At 30.7% G+C, this 6,141-nt stretch carries 7 protein-coding genes; 3 read left to right on the top strand and 4 right to left on the bottom strand.

Annotated elements, in window-relative coordinates:
- The 3 genes from ACVC2P_RS11000 to ACVC2P_RS10990 form a co-directional block, all read left to right on the top strand.
- On the top strand, positions 1–618 hold a 618-nt coding region (locus tag ACVC2P_RS11000), incomplete at its 5' end, for an O-methyltransferase (RefSeq protein WP_452598521.1).
- A 17-nt stretch (positions 619–635) separates the two neighbouring features.
- Positions 636–1,346 carry an aspartyl/asparaginyl beta-hydroxylase domain-containing protein gene (locus tag ACVC2P_RS10995; protein ID WP_452598520.1) on the top strand — a complete coding sequence of 237 codons (711 nt, stop codon included), beginning with the start codon at positions 636–638 and terminating at the stop codon, positions 1,344–1,346.
- A gap of 89 nt (positions 1,347–1,435) precedes the next feature.
- The gene (locus ACVC2P_RS10990; RefSeq protein ID WP_452598519.1) at positions 1,436–2,512 is read left to right on the top strand and encodes an N-acetylmuramoyl-L-alanine amidase family protein; all 1,077 of its coding nucleotides are present in this window, start codon (positions 1,436–1,438) and stop codon (positions 2,510–2,512) included.
- A 3-nt stretch (positions 2,513–2,515) separates the two neighbouring features.
- Here the strand turns inward: ACVC2P_RS10990 and ACVC2P_RS10985 are convergent, their stop codons facing one another.
- The 4 genes from ACVC2P_RS10985 to ACVC2P_RS10970 all read right to left on the bottom strand — a co-directional run.
- A complete protein-coding gene (locus ACVC2P_RS10985; protein ID WP_452598518.1) occupies positions 2,516–3,781 on the bottom strand; it encodes a T9SS type A sorting domain-containing protein in 1,266 nt (421 codons plus the stop codon).
- Positions 3,782–3,923: 142 nt separating this feature from the next.
- Positions 3,924–5,420: a S8 family peptidase gene (locus ACVC2P_RS10980; protein WP_452598517.1), complete on the bottom strand. Its 1,497-nt coding sequence runs from the start codon at positions 5,418–5,420 to the stop codon at positions 3,924–3,926.
- A gap of 183 nt (positions 5,421–5,603) precedes the next feature.
- Complete coding sequence (locus ACVC2P_RS10975; RefSeq protein ID WP_452598516.1) at positions 5,604–5,891, bottom strand: Sec-independent protein translocase subunit TatA/TatB; 288 nt, start codon at positions 5,889–5,891, stop codon at positions 5,604–5,606.
- Positions 5,892–5,995: 104 nt separating this feature from the next.
- On the bottom strand, positions 5,996–6,141 hold a 146-nt coding region (locus ACVC2P_RS10970), incomplete at its 5' end, for an inorganic diphosphatase (protein ID WP_452598522.1).

The following is a 6,141-nucleotide window of genomic DNA, read 5'->3' as shown; positions in this document are numbered from 1 at the left end:
GATGATTATGTTGTAAAACATACAGAAAATGAACCTGAATTATTACAAAAATTAACCCGTGAGACTTTTCAGAAAATATTGCAGCCAAGAATGTCTAGTGGCCCATATCAAGGTCGTGTATTAAGTATAATTTCTAAATTAATTAACCCTAAAAACATATTAGAGATAGGGACATTTACTGGCTATTCTACTTTATGTTTAGCTGAAGGTATGCAAAGCGAAGGACAATTACATACTATTGATGTTAATGAAGAATTATTTGATTTTCAGCGCAAATATTTCGATGCTTCAGAATATGGTTCAAAAATCGTTCAGCATTTAGGTAATGCCTTAGACATTATACCAAAACTTAATACTACTTTCGATCTGGTTTTTATTGATGCAGATAAAGACAACTATGTTAATTACTTCAATTTAATTATTGGTAAAATGAACAAAGGCGGCATTATTCTTTCAGATAATGTATTATGGAGCGGAAAGGTTATAGAGCCTTTAAACCCTAAAGATAAAATGACTAAAGCTGTTTTAGAATACAATACATTATTAAAAGAGGATAACAGAGTTGAAACGGTATTGCTACCTATTAGAGATGGTTTAACTATTAGTAGAAAAAAATAACTTCGTATATTCACTATATGAAAAACTATGCTCCAGAAAACGCAGCTTTTAAACTTCCCTTTCAGTTTAACCCAATAAAACTAAAACAGGATTTAGATATTTGTTTCAATTACGATTTTCTACAAAATTACATTCCAGCTAATTATAATGGTAAAAATTATATTTTGCCATTACGCTCTATAGATGGAAAGTTAAATGCTCCTGCTGCCCTACCTAATCAACAACATAGGTATAAGGATACTATAGTCATGGAAAAATGCCATTATTTTAGAGAGAGCATTAATTTATTCTTATGCGATAAAGAAGCCATTAGATTAATGAATTTACCGCCTGGCGCAAATATAAATACACATGTAGATGATTTTTGCGGATATGAAGATGGTTTGTTTAGAGTGCATATTCCTATTACTACCAATGATGAAGTTTATTTTACATTAAACGACAAACGTATAGTTATGGAGTCTGGGCAAGTTTGGTACACCAATGTAAATCTACCACATAGTGTTGCTAATAAAGGTAATACTAACCGTATTCACCTGGTTATGGATTGCGTAAGAAATGAATGGTCTGATGAGTTATTTAAAACTCTTGGATATAATTTTGATTTAGAATATGACGTTCAAGAAACGTTATCTACCGAAACAATACAACTTATGATTAAAGAGTTGAAACTACAAAATACTCCTGCTTCAAAGCAATTAATAGAACAATTAAAGGAGCAACTATAAACCTACCTTCCCTTTAATTAGTATATATGTTATTTGTAACATATTAAATTTGTATTATTATCGTTATGTAGCTACAGCTTACTATAACTATGCATACACATTTACTTAAATTATTTCTATTAATAAGTTTTTTTTCTGTTGCTCAGACACCAGAGCAAACCGTTATTGCTGTTCGTGGTGATGGGATATATTCATTACTTAGAAAACATAATTTAAACCCTAGGCAATATTACAAGGCTTTTATTTCTTTAAACAAGAAAAAACTAACCAAAACTAATGGTCTGTTCATAGGTAAAACTTATATTTTGCCTAAAAAAGACACTACAACAATAAAAGTGGACACCTCAACAGTAGTAAAAACTAAAGCTACTACTGCTGCAAAAACTGTAGAGGCAAACAGTAAAATAATAAAAACTAGTACAGAAGTATCTAAAACTAAAGACTATCCCCTTTTTGGAAAAAAACATTCTAAAATAATTGTAAAAAGCAACAATTTAAAAGGCGCAGTATACTACTTAGTTTCTGGCCATGGAGGTCCAGATCCAGGAACAACGACTAAGTATAAAGGCAAATTAATTTCTGAAGACGAATATGCTTACGATGTTACTTTACGTTTGGCTAAACATTTATTGTCGCATGGCGCCAAAGTTTATATTATTATACAAGATACCAATGACGGCATTAGAGATGAAAGCATACTAGAAATTGATTATGATGAAGTTAATTATAAGGGTAAAAAAATCTCTAAAAGCCAAAAACTACGATTAAGACAGCGTGCGCAAATTGTAAATAACTTATTCTTAAAAAACAGCGGTAAATACCAACGTTTAATTGTTACGCATGTAGATAGTAGAAATAGAAACAAAAATATAGATGTCTTTTTTTATCATCATAAAAACAGCAAAAAAGGAAAACGTCTAGCCGAAAATATTCTTAATTCGTTTAGACAAAAATATGCAAAACACCAACCAAATAGAATTTATTCTGGCACTATTAGGTCTAGAGGTTTATATATGGTAAATAACACATTACCAGCTATGACTTATATAGAGCTAGGGAATATAAAAAATGCTAAAGATCAAAAACGTATTCTCAATTATAAAAACAGAGAAGCCTTAGCCAGTTGGATTTGCAATGGTCTTTTAAAGGACTTTAAAAACAAGTAAAATTTATTTAACAACAATTTTTTTCACCATACTATTATTGCTTTCTTCATTATAGAAGCGAAATAAGTAGACTCCTTTTTGTAAACTTTTAAGGTTAATGTGTTTATTATTATAAGCTTTTGTTTTTAAAACTTTAGCTCCTAACAAATTATAAACCTCTAAGTCATAATTATTATTAGATGTAATTGTTACGAAATCTGTTGTTGGATTTGGTAGTACTTTAATATCGTTACTAACCAATTCGTATGTATTAACACTTAATTGTTCTTGGGTTATATTAAGTATATGATGGTGTTCTTTACAATTTTTACTTACAGTTAATACAACTTGATATGTGGAAGCTGCATTAAAATCGAACGTGTGGTTTGGGTTTATATCTGTACTAGTCTGTCCATCTCCAAAATCCCATAGTACGGCATCTGCATCATAATTTGAAGATTGGTTTATAAAATTAACAGATCCATCATTAACAGCTTCTATAGTAAACAAAGCTGTTGCTGTTAATGAAGAAATATTCCAATCGTCTAAATTATTTAACGTTACATCTTGTGCTATTCCTCTAAAATAATTGGCTTCTTCATTTGTTAAACCCGCATTTACATTAGAGTTTATAATCTCCTTTTTAAATAACGCATTATAAAACGTACAAGCTCCTAAAAAAGAACCTTTAGCATTTGGATGAATATCCCCATAGCCTCCCCATAAAAATTCAGAATCATCCGTTAGCATAGAAGTTTTAAAACACTCACCTACAGGCGCTAATGGAATTCCTGTTTCATTAGACATTTGTGTGATGTTATCTTTTATAAGTTGAGAGCGCTCTAAATATTGATCGAAACTTGCTTGGGTATCATCTACAATACCATAAGCTATTTCATAATAATAAATAGAAGCACATGGGCTATACTTTAATATAGAGTCTCGCAGTTGCTTACCTCTTTCTATAGTTTGATCTATAGAATATGAAAACCCAGGAGATTCATTAGATCCAGGTTGCAAAACCACGTAATCCCATGTTCTATCTCTAAATTTTTGATACAATGCAGCATTGTTTACATGATGCACAAAACCTGTTCCACCTGGCGTATGTTGGTCTAAGTCTATTTGGTAGCCTTGTTCTTCTGCAATAGCTTCAAAAGTTTGTGGTAAATTATTAAAATAGGTTATACTGTTTCCAACAAATAATACATCTAAGGGGGTGTTTTCAGTTTGAGAATATCCTATTACAGATACTAGAAAGACGAATAAAATAGTTATTTTTCTTTTCATATTTAATATTTTACTCAAATACGTTTATGACAGCGAAGATGTCTTTTAAACTTTTTGATTTCTAAATACATAACATCCTTATAAGTAAAAACCCTCAAAAATAATTATTTTTCAAGGGCTTTTTATTAAGGCTAAATTAACTTTATTGTACTGCTTGTAAAGCATCTATGTTACCATAACCAAAGTTTGAGTTTTTATTTGGATAAAATTCTGCCGACTGTTTTAATTTATTTAAAACTTGGGTTCTAGACCACGATGGGTGTTTTGCCCAAACTAATGCTGCTATTCCTGCTGTTGTTGCTGTTGCTACAGAAGACCCTCCTGTGTAACGTCTTTGATTATTATAAAATCCTAAAACTGGAGGATGTTTACTTGTGTTATTATCTCCTTCCATTATAATAGTAAAATCTATTTTACTACCACTATGGCAAACATCGCATCTTTCATAATTATTTCCATCTGTAACACCTGTTACTGCTACAGTTTCATTCATAGATGCAGGAAAAATAACACCATAACCATTTGTAAAACTTGTAGATGTTCCTCCTGCTGCAAAGATAAGTTTGTTCTTACTATAAGCATATTTAACAGCATCTTTAATGTTACCTATAGACCATACATAACCTATAGACATCGATATAATTTTTACATCGCTTCTATTGGCTAGTTGAGTTAATGCTGCTGAGACACCTTTACGCTCATGGTAATCGTTTAAAAGGACATCTTCTGTTGCTCTGTAGGCTACTAAATTAGCGTTATAAGCGACACCTACTGGCATTCCGTTATCGTTTCTAGGAGCTGCCATAGTAGAGGCCATTGCTGTACCATGTCCGCATTTATCGTGTGGCCCATCATAATTACTAGACCACCACCAATTAGAGTCTATAAAAGTACCGTATTTCTGTACGAATCGTCCATTTGAATATCCATCATTAATTCCTGAAGAATTTAATAATACTTGCGACTGTGAAACTCCTGTATCTATTAACCCTATAGTTATACCTGCTCCTGTACTATAGTTCCAAGCCTGTGGTATATTATGCTTATTAAAATGCCAAGATACTTGTGCATTATTAGGTGCAATTGTCGTGTAATGTGCTGCATTAATACTTACTCCTGTTTTATCACAGCCAGAACTAGACTTTTGCTCTAGTTCCTTTCCAAAATGATTATAGCCATTAGGTTGTAAATAACGAATTCCTTTAGTTTTACGTAATTTTTGAATGGTTTTAAAGTTTTCAACCTTAACATCTATAACATTTATAATTTCATGCTCTATTACTGTTTCTTTAGAGCGTGTATAATTTTCATTTGCTTCAACTAATTTTAAAATATTCTCTTTAGTTGTATTTAATTTAGATGTTGGTGTTTCACTAAAACTTTGACCATCTTCTCCATAACCTATGGTTAAAATGTTATTACCATGGTATACTGCGCTCCACAGCATATGATCGCTTTCATTTTTCCAATCGAAAGTGAGCCCATGATTTAATTGTGTTTCAATTTTTGAATTAATTTCATTGATTGTGAGGGGTTGTGAGGGATCCTGTTGTATTGCTTTTAAAGTACTACTGTTTTCTTCCTTAGAGCAAGAAAACAACACAAACAACACTAATAAGGATGTGGTGATTTTTTTCATAATATTTTGGTGATTTATTAATATTTTACTAAATATATTAAATATTTACAAAATACTATGTATGCATAATACTTTAATCGATAAAAAGATAATTCAAACGAATGAATACTCGATCTATAAATTCATTTTAATGAATATAAACTAACTGATTTATAAAATAAGAGAAAGCTATTTTTTGTAGAATTAAAATCTACGTTTAACAGAACCTGTAAAATCCTCAAGATCGTCTTTTACTTTTTTTAGTTCTTCATTAACGTCTTTAGTAATACTGGTATCTATACCGTGTTCCTCAACACTTTTAGTAATTTCGCCTTTAATATCGTTAGTAGCATCTTTAAGTGTACGCATTCCTTTACCAAGACCACGTGCAATTTCTGGTACTTTATCTGCACCAAAAACCATAAGTACAATAATAAGAATAACGCCTATTTCTGCTCCACTTATAAATAAAAATGTTGTTAACTGTATCACACTACAAATATAGTGAGTTGTTTTTAATACTATAAAATAATTCCAATAAAAAACCCTTTAAAGTAAATACTTTAAAGGGTTTAACATTTTATTAAAAAATAATACTATATAGTAAAATCTCCTTTTGCTTTATGTTCGCTAGTTTCGTAACGCTCAACACATTTATTAAGAATATCGTATGCTTCTTTAGCATCTCCCCATCCACCTACATCTACTTTCTTTTTTTCTAAGTCTTTATATACTTGAAAAA

It is taken from the genome of Pontimicrobium sp. MEBiC01747, assembly GCF_053601635.1.
The sequence above is the reverse complement of the archived record's forward strand: the minus strand, read 5'-3'. Positions and strand labels throughout refer to the sequence as shown.

What these genes read in the sequence shown, in the direction of transcription:
- ACVC2P_RS10985 (WP_452598518.1), bottom strand. Translation starts at nt 3,781, where the DNA reads ATGAAAAGAAAAATAACTATTTTATTCGTCTTTCTAGTATCTGTAATA.
- ACVC2P_RS10990 (WP_452598519.1), top strand. Translation starts at nt 1,436, where the DNA reads ATGCATACACATTTACTTAAATTATTTCTATTAATAAGTTTTTTTTCT.
- ACVC2P_RS10995 (WP_452598520.1), top strand. Translation starts at nt 636, where the DNA reads ATGAAAAACTATGCTCCAGAAAACGCAGCTTTTAAACTTCCCTTTCAG.
- ACVC2P_RS10980 (WP_452598517.1), bottom strand. Translation starts at nt 5,420, where the DNA reads ATGAAAAAAATCACCACATCCTTATTAGTGTTGTTTGTGTTGTTTTCT.